We start from the raw sequence: 12,789 nt of genomic DNA on the forward strand, positions 1-12,789 counted from the left end.
GCTACGCTGGTTTGCGACGCGCTGCGCATGGCGCTGTTTGCTCGCAATCGGCCTCGGGGAGTGATCGTGCATACTGACCGTGGTAGCCAATACTGCTCGCGCGAGCACCGCGCCCTGTTGGAGCAATACGCTTTGATCGCCAGCATGAGTGCCAGAGGCAACTGCTACGACAACGCAGCAATGGAGAGTTGGAACCACAGTCTGAAGGTCGAGGCCATCCATGGTGAACACCTCGCCACACGGGAGCAGGCCAAGGCTCATGTGTTTGACTACATTGAGGTTGACTACAATCGGATCCGGCTGCACTCGACCCTGGGCTACCTCAGCCCAGAGCAGTACGAGCTGGCCAATGTCGCTTAGATAGGTGTCCGTAAATCAGGGGCAAGATCACTGTCCGCCCTGAAATACAGGTCGCGCTCCACCGGCAGCCCGAGCGGCCCGCGCAGCGCCTCGATTTCAGAAAGGCTGGCCCAGCCTAATTCAGGACACCCCAGGCCCAAATCGCACAGGCCGAAGCACCGGGTTTCATCGTCAGGGTCAATCTCGGTCAGCAGCCAGGTCGCGCCCGCATCGGGCGTGAACAACTTGACCACCGGCGGCGGATCGAAATCCGCCTCCTCGATGGATCGCCGGCCGTTGGCCAGCAGTTGCGCGCGTTGCGCGTCGGTGATGAGAGGTTCCTGCATGTCATTCTCCTTGAACGGTGTCCGGGCGGGATTGCCCGGGCCCGGACAGGGCACGGCGCAGCGCAGCCGTCACAGGTTCCGCAGGACGGCCGCCAGGCCGCCAGCGTGCGCAGCACGCGCCGACCTTGACGGCCAGAACGCCGTGGCACGATAGGCTCACCAGCAAGCCAGCCCCCATATCCAGACTTCTTGCAAGCGCAGCGCGCAGCGCCGCAGGCGCGAAGGCGTCAGCGATCGGCGCCCGAAGGGGTCGAGACGCCAGGCGGCTCGATGCGCAGCACTAGAGCGCGGTGCGGCATCGCCGCAGACGCACGGAATCGCCGAACCGCCATGGCTCATCTGCTGAGACCCGACGAAGCACAGAAGCGGCTCCACGCCTTCACGCACAAGCGCAAAGCCACGGAAGCACAGTTCAACGGAGCCAGCTTTGCGACGATGCAGGGGCAAGGCCGTAACTGTGTTGCCGCCGCGCACGGCCCGCGCCGAACACGACAAGGCGCCCCGCCGCAGCGAGGCGCCCAGGGCGGCGTTCAGTCGCCCTTGCTGCGCGTCCAGATCAGGTTGTGCGCGCCGTCCTCGCCTTCGACCAGGCGGGCATAGAGGGTGGCCGGGAACGAAGGGTCATCCAGCGTCACCGACAGGTAGGGCCGGTCCGCCTTGCTGACCTTCTTCCAGGCCGCGCCGATTTCCAGCCCATTGCCCGCGACGATGCGGAAGTCCGGGGCGTGCTCGCTGCCCTTGTCGTTGGGCACGATACGGACCTTGACGTTCAGGGTGAGCGTGCGCACGGTGCCGGTGTAACTGCTGCCGTTCGCGGTGCAGCTGCCGATGGTGCTCATGGTGAATTCCTTTCGAGGTGGTGCCAGGTCCGCGCCCATCGCGGCCTTGTGCGGTGATCCGATCAGGCAAGGTGCTGGGCGCGCCGCACCCGCAGGGCCGCAACGAAAGTGGAGGACCGGCCGACCCGGCAAATTTGTCTCGCGAGGAATGCGCGCAGCGCAGGGGAAATTTGTTGGGCGGGCCGGTTGCGGCGATGAAGCCCGAGGCGGGCTGGAACGCAGCGGTAGCGCAGTAGAGGCCCGCCGTGCCCGCGCCAGGATTCACGCTCAAAGACAAGGCCGTGGGAGCGGACCGTCCCCTCGCAAGGAACCAGGGGCACCGGCCACGCCAACGCTGCAGCAGCCTGCCGGCATGGGTTTAGCAAACCGAACGCCAAGCCGGCCGACCAGCGACCAGGGCAGCACGCACCGCCGCATCGTTCCCGCCGACAGCGGGGCCACCTGCGCAAGATCCGTGTACCGTCCAACCTGTTGGCGTGCCCCCGTCGTTCACCGCGCGACCGCCTGGCCTGGATCAAGGACGGCATGCCCCTGCACACTCACGCAACGGGCCACTGAATGCCCCGCGTTCCGCATCGGCGGGGCGCCTGGCTGGGGCGCGGGCCGCGCCCGCTGGCGTCGGGGTTGGGGAATGTGGTTTCCATCGCGCGCGGCACACCTGCCGCGCGCGCCGCGCCGAGGCCCTGGGCCGAGGCGCGGCAAAAGCCCCGGCCGAAGCCGGAGCGATGCTTCACGCCGTGGCGTGCGCTTCTTCCTCCACGCCAAGCTCCGCGCCATCCGCATCGGCTTCCGCGTCCGCCTCCGGTCCGGCATCGGCCGGCTTGATGGCCGCCGCCTCAGGCGTCCTGAACATCACCGGCAGCCACCCGGACCCCGCCGCCAGCCGCGCGGCCTCGGCGGCGATCTGCGCCTTCTTGAGCTTCGACAGCCGATGCACCTCCCCCGGGGCGAACACCTGCACCGCCTCCAGCGCCTTGGCCTTGGACACGTGGTCGAAGTACCCCGCCGCCGTGGGCGTCCACCAGTCGTGCATGTCCAGCCCCACGGCCCCGGCCAGCGCCGCGGCAGGCACCTCGGCCTCCTTCGACGCGAACGCCGCGACGGTGCGGCCCACGCACAGCGCCAGCAGCGACAGCAGTTCCTCATGCTCCATTGCCAGCAGTTCGGCGAACAGGGTGTCGGGATCGGACGGCAGCCGCGCCACCCAGGCCTCGCGCACCTGTTCCAGCCCCTGCGCCGCCGGGGACTCGGCAATGTCCGGCGCCATGTGCGACAGCCTGTCCTGCGGTGATGCGCTGATGTTGATGGACGCTCCGCCGTAGCCGTCAAGGATGACCCGGCGCGCGAGCACGTGCACCAGGGCCGCGAGCGCCACGCGGGGATGCCGCGCGACCTCGGCTTGCAGGGCCACGGTGCGGTGCGCGCTCAAGCGCCGGGCCAGCTTGTCCGAGATACCCGGCCCCACTGGCTCCGCGTCGGCTGCGCCGTCGCCGCTGCCGCTGGCATCGCCCGCTTCTCCGGTCTGCTGCCGTGCCTGCTCCCGCAGCGCCTTGGCCTGTTCCTCGCGCAGCAGCCCGCGATGCACCACCACCGCGCCCATGTGGTCGATCGACACCACGGCCCCGGCCAGCGGCACCACGCCCGGCGCGTAGACCAGCAACCCCTGCTCGATGGCGTCCAGTTCATCGCCCAGCCGGTCGAGTTCTTCATGCAGCGCCTGCGCGCCATCGTCCGACAGGTCGGCATCCTCGTCGTCCAGCCGGTCCTGGATGCGCGCCTGCTCGGCCTCCAGCTTGGCGATGCGCTTGGCCTCGGCCTTGCCGGGCTCCCGGCGCGTGGGCCGCGCCCGCTGGAACTGGTGCAGTTCCGCCGCCGTGGCGCGCGGCACCGCCTCCACCCAGCCCCAGCCCTCGGCCCGCACCGCATCGGCCAGCGAATCCAAGCGGTCGCGCGCCAACGACTCCAGCAGGCCGGCATCGGTGAGGAACACGCCGTTCCGGTCGTCCGCGAACAGGTCGCGCCGGATGCCGCCGCCCGCCGCCTCATAGGTCTCCACGCCCACAAAGCGCGCCACCGGATCGCGGCTGGCGTCGATCTCATCCTGCGTCAGATGGTCGCGCAGCGAATCCGGGCTGCGCTGCCACTGCGGAGCCTCGAACCATGCCGCCTCCTGGGCCTTGTGGTCATCCGTGATCGCCAGCGCCATCAACTGCTCGATGGAGGCCTCCCCGGCCTCGCACGCGGCCAGCAGCCGGGGCGAGACGTTGGCGAGCCTGAGCCGCCGCCGCACCACCAGCGGCGTGACGCCAAAGTCCGCCGCAATGTCCTCGATGGCCCGGCCTTCGGCCGCCAGCGCCTTCCAGGCCCGCAGTTCCTCGATGGCGCCCATGGACACGCGCTGCACGTTCTCCGTCAGGCTCACGGTGCGCGCCGAGGCATCGGGCACCAGCAGGCAGGGCACCGGATGGTCGCGCCCGAACTTGCGGCGCTTGGCCAGCAACTTCAACGCCGCCAGCCGCCGCTTTCCCGCCACCACTTCGAACGATTCGCCATCGGGCGAGGCGATGACGGTGAGGTTCTGCAACAGCCCGACCCGCAGGATGCTCGCAGCCAGAGAAGGAATGCTGGTGCCGCCGCTCTTGCGCACGTTGCGCGCCGAGGGCCGCAACTTCGACAGCGCGATCAGGTGCAGTTCGTAGGGCGCCACCTCCGGCAGGGTGATGGCCTGGGCCTGCGCCGGGGCGCTGGCGGCAGCAGCCGCAGCATCGGCCACGGCCTGGACTTCGGAATGGGAAACGGTGTTCATATGAAATCTCCTGTCCCGCTCGGGGACGTGGTGAATGAAAGAAAGAGGGAAACGGGGGGGATTCACTCGGTGCTCTGCATAGGCGCTCTCCTTGGAAATTCGGGCTCCGCAAGGGCCGCGAAGCGCTTTCGCGGCCAGGAGGGCCGGCTGGAGCCGGCGCGGGTGCGCCGTCAAGGGAGGAAGCGAAGGCGCTGGCGCGGCCCGCAGGCGAAGCCGAGGACACGGGCGCCGCAGCGGCCCTTGACGGGAGGAGCGCCCGCAGAGGCCAGGCAAGCCGCCGAAGGCGGCGCGCAGGTGGCGCGCAGCGCCACCGGAGAGAACTCGTTCGACAAGCAAGGCAGGAACGGCGGGCCGATCCGGCACGGCCGGTTCGGCGGGCTTGCAGGGGCGCCAAGCGGAGCGCGGCGGGGATGGGCTGACCAGCCGATCCCCCGGAGGCCAGCGCAGCGCGCAGCATCGACACCCTGCGCAGCAAAAAAAGCGCCGCCCCGAAGGACAGCGCACCGTGCGCATCAGCGCCGGATCAGTCCGCCGCCGGCGCCACCATCGCCTGCAATTGGTCGAGCACGCCCGGCTCGACGAAGACGCACGCCTGCTTGTCCTCGATTGGCACGTTGAACACCTGGGTGAACGCCGTGCGCCGCAGATGCGCCACGCGGCCCGTGCGGTACGCCTGCTCGGGCCTCATGCGCCCATCGGCCGGTGCACCGCTGCGCGCGGGGTCGCATTCGACCAAGGCGACGAAGCCGTCATCGAACAGCTTCTGGTGCTCGGGGCACAGCCCCCAGCCCGTCGTCGTATGACGCTTCATGCTCGCGCGCCGGCGCTTGTCCAGCAGCAGGCTGCCGGTGTCGAACGGAGTGCCGCACACGAGGCACACGCGCTGTTCCAGCGAAACGTAGGATTTGTCGTCCATGAGGATCTCCAGTGATCGGGCGGGATTGCCCAAGACCGGAACCGGCATGCCGCAGCGCAGCGGTCACAGGTTCGATAGACGGCCGCCAGGACGCCAGCGGGCGCAGCACGCGCAGACCTTGAGCGCGAGACCGACATGGCAGGATGAAGGGAACAGCAAGCCAGCCCCACCACCCCACGCACTCGCATTGGCAAGCGCAGCGCGCAGCGGCCTTGCCGCGGAGGCATCAGCGATGGGAGCCGAAGGGGCGAGACGAGGCAGTCGGCTCGATGCGCAGCACGTACAGCGCGGCCCGGCGCAGCCGGGGATGCCCATCCCTTCAGAAGGTGCCAATATTTCTTCTTTCTGAACACTATGGAGCCAAAATAATGTCTTGAAGTGACGAAAGTTGAGACATTATTCTGGTGATTGATGAGTGCCGAAGATAAAATATTGGCGCCATGGCCAAGAAGACTGCCCCGTTGCTTCCCGCCACCGACGAACTGCTGCGCCGGTTTGGTGAGCGCCTGCGCCTGGCGCGCCAGCGCCGGCGTCTGACAGCCAGGCAGGTGGCCGAACGTGCCGGCATGTCGCTCATGACGCTGCGGGGCCTCGAACGCGGTGGCGCGGGCGTGACCATGGGCGCCTATCTCTCGGTCATGCAGGTGCTGGGCATCGAAAGAGACCTCGACCTCCTGGGCCAGGAGGATCCGGTGGGGCGGCAGCTCCAGGACGCCCGGCTGCCATCGCGCGTCAAGGCAGCGCCTCCGGCTGCAATCACGCGGGAATCGCACTCTCCTGCCGCGCAGGCTCTGTCCATGGACCAACTGCGCAACCTGCTGCAGGGCTTGACCGGCGACCAGCTTCGCGAGGTGCTGGCCTCGATGCCGTCCGCCGCCGCGCATGTCCAGATCGATCCGCCAAGCGCGCCTGCTCGACAGCCCCCGAAAAGAGCCAGGCCTGTGACCGATGCGCAGAATTGGATCGAGGAGGGCGGTTTCGCCAGCGCCGACGACCTGGCCCGCCTGATCAAGGCGCCGCCCGCGCCGCGGGCCCGAAAAGCCCGTTGATCCATGGCTGCCTCCATCGCCGTCTATGCCGACTGGATCGGTCTCGCCCAGCCGCTTCGCCTGGGATGGCTGCATGCCCGGCGCGGTGCCGGGCGGGAGCTCTTCGAGTTCGCGTTCGAGGCAGCCGCGCTCGCACACCCGGCCATGCGGCAGATACACCTGGATCCCCGGCTGGGCCTCTTCGAGGGACGCCAGCATCCGCCACAAGGCCACACGACCTTCGGCGTGTTCGCCGATGCGAGCCCCGATCGCTGGGGCCGCCTGCTGATGCGCCGGCGCCTGGAACGGGAACAGCGCGCCGGCCGCATCGAGAAAAGCGTTCGCCTCTACGAGTCGGATTACCTGCTCGGCGTGCACGACGCCTACCGCTCGGGCGCACTGCGCTTCCGGCTCCATGATCAGGGCGACTTCCTCGACAACCAGCACGGCACAGCCGCGCCCCCTTTTGTGAAGCTGCGCGAGCTGGAAGCCGCCAGCCTGGCCCTCGAACGGGACGAGGACAACACCGCTGCCGCCGGTGACGACTGGCTCCGAATGCTGATCGCCCCGGGCGGCTCACTCGGCGGCGCGCGGCCCAAGGCCAGCGTGGTCGATCCGCAGGGAGAGCTGTGGATCGCCAAGTTCCCTAGCGTGCGCGACGAGCACGACATGGGCGCTTGGGAACTGCTCGTGCAGACCCTCGCCAAAGGCTGCGGTCTCGATGTCCCGCCCAGCCTTGCACGCCGGTTCGCGAACCCTCACCACACCTTCCTGGTCAAGCGCTTCGACCGCACACCGCAGGGCCGGCTGCACTTCGCGTCGGCCATGACGCTCACCGGACATCTGGACGGCGACGACGCCTCCACCGGCGCGAGCTACCTCGAGATCGCGCGTGTGCTGATCGAACACGGTAGCCAGGCTAGCGCCGACCTGCGCGAGCTGTGGTCACGCATCGTCTTCAACATGCTGGTGTCCAACAGCGACGACCACCTGCGCAACCACGGCTTCCTGCTGGTGCCGGGCAAAGGCTGGCGCCTGGCCCCGGCCTACGACATGAACCCCGTCCCCGGCACGCAGGGCCTGAAGCTCAACGTCAGCGAGGCCGACAACGCCCTGGACCTGGAACTGGCTCGCGCCGTGGCACCGTACTTCCGCGTCCCGAAGCGCCAGGCCGACGACATCATCATGCGCAGCCAGGCTGTGGTGCGGCAATGGCCCAGGGTGGCCTCCAGCCTGAAGATCAACTCCCGGGAGCAGGAACGCATGACCACAGCTTTCCGGTTCGGCGGCTGAGTGCTGAAGCGCGGCGACAAGCCTGGATATGCAGAACTGTGTGGTCCCTTGCGGTCCAGAATCTTCCCACTCATAGATATTTGCATGGACACCCTGACGCCGGAAGCCCGGTCCCGCCTGATGAGCCGCATCCGCAGCACTGACACCAAGCCCGAGCTTGCCGTCAGATCGCTGCTGCACCGCCTGGGATACCGTTTCCGGCTGCACCGTAAGGACCTGCCGGGGCGCCCGGATGTGGTCCTGCCCAAGCACCGGAAAGTCATCTTGGTTCATGGCTGCTTCTGGCACGGGCACGGATGCAAGCTGGCGCCGGGGTCGAAGTCGAACCTGGGGTACTGGTCTCCCAAGATCGAGGCGAACCGTGCGCGGGATAGCCGTAACCGGCAGGCATTGCTGGACCTGGGCTGGCAGGTCCTTGAGCTTTGGGAATGCGAGGTCCGGGATCTGCAGGCGACAGAAGAGCGGATCCGTGCGTTCTTGGACCCGGCCGGGAGTGCACCGTAGCGCGGGCCTCCCCCTGGGTTACAGCCCTGGGCGGCAAGCGTTCACCACCATGGTGTAAAATGGTGAAGAGGCTCTCTAACTGCGGGAAAAATGCGATGCGGGCTCCATCTAGACACCACGAAAGCGGCAAGCAGCACGAGCGCACCGTCCGCGCGTCGATCAGTTTTCCTGAACAGCAGTACCAAGTTCTAGAGCAGATTGCGGCAGAGAACAAAGTTTCTCTGGCTTGGGTGGTCCGGGACGCGATCGATGGCTACCTGAAGTCGAGGTGGCCGCTTCTCCCGCAAGGCGCTGATGCCGAAGATGCCTCGCAGAGAAGCAATAGATCGTGAGCAACAATTTTGAAAAGAATGGCGATGAAATCCGGGTTCTCTCCCTGTTCTCAGGGTGCGGAGGAATGGATTTCGGCGTCGAAGCTGCGGGCGGCCATGTTATTTTTTCGAATGATGTGCTTGCCGACGCATGCAAGACCCTAGAAAAGTACTTTTCTGGCGCTGATATCCGCAACGCGGACATCGCGAGCATTACCGCGTTCCCCGATGCCGATGTTGTCGTCGGCGGCTATCCATGCCAATCGTTTTCGATGGCAGGGAACAGGGACCCAGAGAAAGACGAGCGCACCAACCTGTACAAGCAGTTTCTGCGCGTCATCAACGTCGTCCGCCCCAAGTACTTCGTTGCCGAAAACGTATCGGGCCTGCAGCAGCTGAGTAGCGGCACGTTCTTGAAAGAACAAGTCGATGCCTATGGGGAAGCGGGCTACCACGTTAGCCACCAAGTGCTCAACGCCAAGGACTATGGCGTACCGCAATCCCGCAAGCGCCTCTTTATCGTGGGCGTGAGGAAGGACCTAAACCAGCTATTCAAGTTCCCTTCCAAGACGCACGGAAAAGAAACCAAGTCGTCGGGCCCGCTCAAGCCCTATGTATCGCACGGCGACGTAATCAAGAACCTCCCTCTTTGGCCGGAGGGGGAGTTCTATGAGCGGCCGCATGACCCCGAGGGCCACTTTTCCTGGTACTACATGTCTCGGAACCGGAAAGCCAAGTGGGCGGACCCTGCGTTTACCGTTGTGGCGAACTGGCGGCACATCACGCTGCACCCCGCGAGCCCGGTGATGAAGCTAACGTGGTCTGACCTCGCCAACGGCTGGAAGCAGCGTTGGGACTTCTCCACCGAGTACGAGCACCTTGAAGCGGATCCAAGCCGGCCAAAGCTGGAAGAAGCGCGCCGGCTCTCTTGGCGCGAGTGCGCACGCATACAGACCTTCGGAAGCAAGTTTGTCCCTGTAGGCGACACTGCTTCAAAGTTCACGCAGATCGGCAATGCCGTCCCGCCCAAGCTCGCCAAGGCAATCTTTGCGCACCTCTTCTCTGGGGCAGGCTTGGTTACTGCTGGCGTGCAGCCAGCCAAAGCGGAGTAGGCCGGCATGGTTGCCGGCCGCCGAGTTGCATGGGAAGACCTATGACTAGCAGCGCTTGCGCTTCGCTGGTGAGCGCCGTGCTTTCTGCCACGGAAGCATCCAGGAACGAAGCTCAGCTGCGGCATGAGCTGGAGAACGCATTGGAGCAAGCTTGCCTTGCCCTGTCCCTCCCGTGGACACCTTTCCAGCTTGAGCGTGCCCTCAAGGCCGCGGGCAAGCCAACTAAGTTTGCCGACGTTGCGCACGGCGCAGTCATCATTGAATACGAGCCGCCCAAGTCGTTCAGCGGCCGTGCCGGGAGTAAGGCAAACCATGCGCGCCGGCAAGCCGAAGAGTACGCAGAGCTGATCTCTGCGGAAGAGGGCCGGGCGTTGCAAGAATACGTCTTGGTCGCATGGGACGGGGCCCATATCACCTTCGGCCGGTTTGAAGAGGCTGCTGCGGCTTGGGAAGATGTGGTTGCATTCGATGCTCTATCCGCAGGGCGGCTGCTCGCAGCGCTTGAAAACGATGGCCGGCCGCTTGTCCATCCGCAGCTGCTGCAAGCACTGGTAGGCCCGGATTCGGCATACGGGATCTCGTTGATCCCAGAGCTCTACGCCAGCATCTGTAAAGCTGATGCGTCGCCCGCGACTTCAAAAACGAAGATGCTGTTTGCGGAGTGGCGCAGGCTATTCAGCCAAGTTGTAGGGTTCCAGCCCGCGCAGATGAAGAAGCTGCTCAGCCGGCAAGAGATCTCGCATGACCAGCCGTACCAAGAAAACCCGGCGGCCTACCTTTTCGCCCTGAACACCTACATTGCCATCATTGCGAAGGTTGTGGCGGCTTGCGCATTGCCGCGTGCCAGCCAGGACATCTTGCAGCCGAGAGTTCCTGTCGCGGAGCGGCTGCGGACCGTCGAAACAGGCGAGCTGTTCGAGCATGCAGGCATCCTGAACATGCTCAGCGGAGACTTCTTCTCCTGGTACCTTGACGATGCGGATTGGCCCCGGTACCAGTCCCACCTCAGCGCTATGCTTAGCCGGCTCGGCGGTGTTGATTTCACAGTCTCGAAGAAGCACGCGGATACGACGCGCGACCTTTTCAAGGGCATTTACGAGCGGTTCATTCCCAGGGAGGTCCGGCATGCGCTTGGCGAGTTCTACACACCGGACTGGCTGGCAGAGCACGGGATGGACTTGCTGGGATGGGAGCCAACCCATCCGTTAACCGATCCGACCTGCGGGTCAGGCACCTTCTTGCTCGAAGCCATCAGGCGCCGCCGCAAAGCAAGCAACGGAGCGACCGCGCAATCCTTGCTCGCAGGGCTGCACGGGATCGATCTCAATCCTCTTGCAGTCCTTGCGGCAAAGGGCTCGCTTGCCGTGTTCCTATCCCCGTACTTGGATCCGGCGCATCCCATCCGGCTGCCGGTGTACCTGGCGGATGCCATCAACCCTGCTGCCGTCGATTTCTTTTCCAACTACAGCCACATCCTGCACACGGAGGTAGGCCCGCGGGAGTTCTCTGTTCCGCAACGGATGATCGCGCACCCGGAGTTCTTCCGGATCTTTTCGAAGGTGCGGACGCTGATTGACGCCGACTACCCAGCGGCCAAGCTCTGTAGCGCCATCCTTCCCGACCTCCAATGCATGGGCCTGGACCCGTCTGATATCGCTATCGTCAGTACGACGGTAGCTAATTTAGTGGAATTGCACGACCAGGGCTGGAACGGCATCTGGTGCTCGATACTCGCGGACCGCTTCGCCGCAGGCGCGATCCCGCCGTCATCGCACATCTGCGGAAACCCGCCATGGGTCAAATGGAGCAATCTTCCCAAGGATTACGCCCAATCAATCCAGCAGCATTGCCGCGGCCTCGGCGTTTTCAGTACCGACAAGTGGGTGGGCGGTATCGAGTCGGACATCTCGACCGTGATCACCTACCAGGCGGTGAAGCACTATCTTGCCCACGATGGGCGGCTTGGCTTTTTCCTTCCAGGCTCGGTGTTCACCACCGAATCCAGCGCCGGATTCAGGCGGTTCTCGATCGACAACGGCCGCTTGCCGTGCAAGGTCCTGCTGGTCGAGGACTATCAAGATATCAGGCCCTTTGACGGGGTTAGCAACCATCCGACTTTTCTGGTGATGCAAAGGGATGCATCAACCACGTTTCCTGTCCCATACCGATCCTGGGCGGCGGGCGAAGGGACTTCTGCAATCCAGCGGGCCTATGCTTCCGCGGAGCAGTTCCGCCGTATTGCCAAGCGCATCGACGGCGTCGCTGTACCAGTGCCCGGTGGAGATGGCACGCGGCCGTGGCTCGTAGGCTCTGTGCAGGACCAGGCAGTGTTTGCGAAAGTTTTTGCTGCGGGAGCAAGGCCTGAATACAAGGCGCGGAAAGGAATCACCACCGACCGTAACGGCATCTTTTGGGTACACGCAACCGGCGAAGCCGGGCCAGGATTGGTGACCGTGCAGAACGCTGCTGACATCGGAAAAACGAAGGGCATTCCCCAGGTCACTGCGAACGTTGAGTCCGAGCACTTATTCCCGCTTTTGCGCGGCCGCGGCGTTGCGCCATTTAATGCAGTGCCGGAGGCTGAGCTCCGCATCCTCGTTCCCCAGCGGGGGATGCATGGCGACCCGGACTTGCCGGCAGCGTTCCCCAACACCTTCAAGTTTCTCAGCCGCTTCAAGAACCACTTGGAACAGCGCTCCAGCCTGAAGCGGTTCCAGAAGGGGCAGGCGTTCTACTCCCTGTGGAGCACCGGCCCATACACATTTGCCCCGTTCAAGGTGCTATGGCGGGAAATGGGCAACACGTTCGCTGCTGCGTACATCGGGAATGCGGTAATCGACTACGCGGGAGAAAAGATCGCGGTTCCGGACCACAAGCTTTATTTCATCCCTGTCGAATCAGAGCCTGAGGCGGCCTACCTCACAGGCTTCCTGAACGCACCAACCATTGCCAAAGCCGTTTCCGCGTACGCAGCTCAGCTGAGCCTGGGAGCAAGCGTGGCAGAGTACCTCAAGATTCCTAAGTTCAACGAAGCAGACGAGAAGATGGTGGCTATCGGAAGCATTGCGCGGAACCTGACAGCCAAGGCCGGCAACGCAAGCCCCTCGGATCTCGCTTTACTGGATATACAGGTACGCAAGCTACTTGCGATCTGACACCCGCTTAGCTGTCGCATCCCGGACGATCATATAGCCGCTTATGGAACAGATGCGGGTGAGTCTGATACCAGTTCTTCATGGCCTGCATGGGCGTCTTGCTGCCCAGCGCTGACTGCGGCAGTTGCTGGTTGTACAA

Annotated in this window: 10 protein-coding genes and 1 pseudogene; 6 read left to right on the plus strand and 5 right to left on the minus strand. The window is 65.0% G+C overall.

Annotation, left to right across the window (positions count from 1 at the left end; all coding sequences use genetic code 11):
* Positions 1–360: IS3 family transposase (locus GAK38_RS21870; protein ID WP_291785121.1), on the plus strand; the 360-nt coding region annotated here is incomplete at its 5' end.
* On the opposite strand, the gene GAK38_RS21875 is transcribed toward GAK38_RS21870, so the two are convergent.
* The 4 genes from GAK38_RS21875 to GAK38_RS21890 all read right to left on the minus strand — a co-directional run bounded on the left by GAK38_RS21875 (position 357) and on the right by GAK38_RS21890 (position 5,247).
* On the minus strand, positions 357–686 hold the full coding sequence (locus tag GAK38_RS21875; protein WP_325347034.1) for a DUF2958 domain-containing protein: 330 nt from the start codon (positions 684–686) through the stop codon (positions 357–359). The genes GAK38_RS21870 and GAK38_RS21875 overlap by 4 nt on opposite strands.
* A 530-nt stretch (positions 687–1,216) precedes the next feature.
* Positions 1,217–1,525, minus strand: a complete 309-nt coding sequence (locus GAK38_RS21880; protein ID WP_325347035.1) for a DUF736 domain-containing protein — start codon at positions 1,523–1,525, stop codon at positions 1,217–1,219.
* Positions 1,526–2,255: 730 nt separating this feature from the next.
* The gene (locus GAK38_RS21885) at positions 2,256–4,331 is read right to left on the minus strand and encodes a ParB/RepB/Spo0J family partition protein (protein WP_325347036.1); all 2,076 of its coding nucleotides are present in this window, start codon (positions 4,329–4,331) and stop codon (positions 2,256–2,258) included.
* 523 nt (positions 4,332–4,854) lie between these two features.
* On the minus strand, positions 4,855–5,247 hold the full coding sequence (locus GAK38_RS21890; protein ID WP_325347037.1) for an ATPase: 393 nt from the start codon (positions 5,245–5,247) through the stop codon (positions 4,855–4,857).
* A 440-nt stretch (positions 5,248–5,687) separates the two neighbouring features.
* On the opposite strand from GAK38_RS21890, the gene GAK38_RS21895 reads away from it, so the two are divergent.
* The 5 genes from GAK38_RS21895 (at position 5,688) to GAK38_RS21915 (ending at position 12,650) form a co-directional block, all read left to right on the plus strand.
* Positions 5,688–6,296 (plus strand): helix-turn-helix domain-containing protein, encoded by a 609-nt coding sequence (locus GAK38_RS21895; protein ID WP_325347038.1) that lies wholly within the window; start codon positions 5,688–5,690, stop codon positions 6,294–6,296.
* A gap of 3 nt (positions 6,297–6,299) precedes the next feature.
* Positions 6,300–7,568, plus strand: coding sequence for a type II toxin-antitoxin system HipA family toxin (locus GAK38_RS21900; RefSeq protein WP_325347039.1), 1,269 nt, complete (start codon positions 6,300–6,302; stop codon positions 7,566–7,568).
* 84 nt (positions 7,569–7,652) lie between these two features.
* Positions 7,653–8,072: a very short patch repair endonuclease gene (locus GAK38_RS21905; RefSeq protein ID WP_325347040.1), complete on the plus strand. Its 420-nt coding sequence runs from the start codon at positions 7,653–7,655 to the stop codon at positions 8,070–8,072.
* 328 nt (positions 8,073–8,400) lie between these two features.
* Entirely contained in the window at positions 8,401–9,495 is a 1,095-nt protein-coding gene (locus GAK38_RS21910; protein WP_325347041.1) for a DNA cytosine methyltransferase, read from the plus strand.
* A 68-nt stretch (positions 9,496–9,563) separates the two neighbouring features.
* A complete protein-coding gene (locus GAK38_RS21915) occupies positions 9,564–12,650 on the plus strand; it encodes an N-6 DNA methylase (RefSeq protein WP_325347042.1) in 3,087 nt (1,028 codons plus the stop codon).
* Positions 12,651–12,657: 7 nt separating this feature from the next.
* Here GAK38_RS21915 and GAK38_RS21920 read toward each other — a convergent pair.
* Positions 12,658–12,789: pseudogene (locus GAK38_RS21920) on the minus strand (IS481 family transposase); the annotation flags it as partial.

The sequence above is a fragment of the Xylophilus sp. genome (assembly GCA_009914555.1).
In the GTDB taxonomy this organism is placed as follows: Bacteria; Pseudomonadota; Gammaproteobacteria; order Burkholderiales; family Burkholderiaceae_C; genus WNDY01.

Coding starts and splice junctions, on each gene's coding strand:
- GAK38_RS21875 (WP_325347034.1), bottom strand. CDS start 686: ATGCAGGAACCTCTCATCACCGACGCGCAACGCGCGCAACTGCTGGCC.
- GAK38_RS21905 (WP_325347040.1), top strand. CDS start 7,653: ATGGACACCCTGACGCCGGAAGCCCGGTCCCGCCTGATGAGCCGCATC.
- GAK38_RS21900 (WP_325347039.1), top strand. CDS start 6,300: ATGGCTGCCTCCATCGCCGTCTATGCCGACTGGATCGGTCTCGCCCAG.
- GAK38_RS21895 (WP_325347038.1), top strand. CDS start 5,688: ATGGCCAAGAAGACTGCCCCGTTGCTTCCCGCCACCGACGAACTGCTG.
- GAK38_RS21880 (WP_325347035.1), bottom strand. CDS start 1,525: ATGAGCACCATCGGCAGCTGCACCGCGAACGGCAGCAGTTACACCGGC.
- GAK38_RS21885 (WP_325347036.1), bottom strand. CDS start 4,331: ATGAACACCGTTTCCCATTCCGAAGTCCAGGCCGTGGCCGATGCTGCG.
- GAK38_RS21890 (WP_325347037.1), bottom strand. CDS start 5,247: ATGGACGACAAATCCTACGTTTCGCTGGAACAGCGCGTGTGCCTCGTG.